Here is a 2,148-nt window from a genome sequence, read left to right on the forward strand (position 1 = left end):
ATAAATACTGTAGAAATACATATCCAGCTTGCGGTCAGCGGATACTCTTGGGTCCAGCTGTCTGACGGTGCCCGCCGCCGCATTACGTGGATTCGCAAACACCTGCCCCTCCGATTTGTTGAGTTCATTAAAGCTCTTGATGCTCATATAGACTTCGCCACTCACTTCAATGACAGGATAATCTTCGGGTTTCGCCCCACCGATTTCCCTCAGCTCCAGTGGAACGCTTGGTATGGTACGGACACTGTGAGTCACATCCTCCCCATAAACTCCGTCACCACGCGTGATGGCCCGATGTAACTTACCTTTTTCGTAAATAAGCGAAAGGTTCAGGCCATCCAGCTTGTACTCCGTTATATAGTCGAGCTTTTCACCGGGAACCAGTTTCTGATTCCGCTCTTCCCATGCCTCCAGCTCCTCATCCGAAAAGCAGTCCATTAGCGATTGTTTGGCTCGGAGGTGTTTGATTTTGGCGAACTTGCCCGAAAGCACGCTTCCGACTCGCTGAGTAGGGGAGTCGGGCGTCACAAATTCAGGAAACTGATCCTCCAGCTCATGAAGTTCCTTCTTGATCTTATCGCGCGCAGCCTCGGAAATATCGTTCCGATTCAACACGAAATACTCGTAGTTCCACTTCTTAAGCCACTTCTTCAGGCTTTCAATCCGCTGTTTTGCTTCTTTTTTGTCCATTTTTACTCTCCTATTCTAAACAAAACCACTTCGCATTGAAAGATGCAGTCGTATAAAACCCTAAATCACAGTATTATTGGAACAAAAGTTCGTATATAACTAGTTGTACGCAATCCAAAAAATATTTTGCCTTTTCTGAGAGGTTTATACCCTAGATAGGGTACTTTGATAGGCTTTTTAAATACAGGAAAAACTGCAAGTTAGGATACTTTGCGCCTAAGGTTTTTGACTTTTTTAGTATTATCTGTTATAATTACATGAAAACAAAAATATACTCATGTACGAACAAATATTCATTGAGCTAAGCATAATTATTGTTGTGACAATGATATTGGCGGGATTTGCCAAAATGCTCAAGCAGCCAATGATTATCGCATACATAGCTTCAGGACTGATTTTAAGCCCTTATGGCCTTAATGTAGTAAATTCTCATGATACTGTCGGTACATTTTCACAAATGGGAATCGCTTTTTTGCTTTTTATGGTTGGACTTAGTTTAAGCCCACGAATTATTAAAACAGTGGGTAAAATCTCAGTGATAACTGGCTTGGGACAGATTCTATTTACTTCCGGCATTGGCTTTGTAATCGCGCGACTGCTCAATTTCTCGTACATAGAAGCAATATATATTGCGATAGCTCTAACTTTCAGTAGTACAATCGTTATTATGAAGCTGCTTTCAGATAAAAAAGACCTGGAAACGCTTTATGGAAAAATCGCAACAGGGTTTTTAATTGTGCAGGATATAGTGGCCATGTTCATTTTGATCTTTATTGCATCTCTTTCGGCAGATGGAAATATTTACAATATCATCATTCAGTCCACTCTAAAAGTGGTAGGATCCATTACTTTAGTGCTTCTGATTGGATACTATGTGCTGCCAAAAATCCTTAAAAAAATAGCCGACAGTTCAGAATTTATTATGCTATTCAGCATTGCGTGGTGCCTAGCATTGGCATCGGCATTGCATCAAATTGGACTCTCCATAGAAATTGGAGCACTCCTCGCCGGAGTATCACTCTCCATTTCACCATATCGCCACGAAATCGCATCCCGCATCCGTCCATTGCGAGATTTCTTTCTGCTTATGTTTTTTGTCTTCCTTGGAACACAAATGGAATTTAGCAACTTTGGCAATTACTGGTTAGCAATTATAATTTTTTCCACATTCATACTAATCGGCAACCCTTTAATTGTGATGGCCTTAATGGGATTTTCACGATACACAAAAAAAACAGGGTTCCTCGCAGGTTTAACCGTAGCTCAAATTAGTGAATTTTCATTGATATTAATTGCCCTGGGAATAAAAATGGGGCATATTAGCCCGGATATTCTATCCCTGGTAACGGTCACCGGACTAATCACTATTGGAGGATCGACATATTTCATTATGTATGGGAAGAAAATCTACAAAAAAATCAGTCCGTATCTCGACTTTTTTGAAAGAAAAGGTAAAAA

The 2,148-nt window shown here is 40.7% G+C and carries 2 protein-coding genes; one reads left to right on the forward strand and one right to left on the reverse strand.

Translation table 11 applies throughout. From position 1 onward, the window contains the following. Positions 1-690, reverse strand: a 690-nt coding sequence (locus KKA81_17085; GenBank protein MBU2652643.1) for an NAD-dependent DNA ligase LigA, incomplete at its 3' end; no start/stop codon positions are given. A 277-nt stretch (positions 691-967) separates the two neighbouring features. On the opposite strand from KKA81_17085, the gene KKA81_17090 reads away from it, so the two are divergent. Further along, the coding region (locus KKA81_17090) for a cation:proton antiporter (GenBank protein MBU2652644.1) at positions 968-2,148 on the forward strand (1,181 nt) is incomplete at its 3' end.

It is taken from the genome of Bacteroidota bacterium (assembly GCA_018831055.1).
Lineage (GTDB): Bacteria > Bacteroidota > Bacteroidia > Bacteroidales > B18-G4 > M55B132.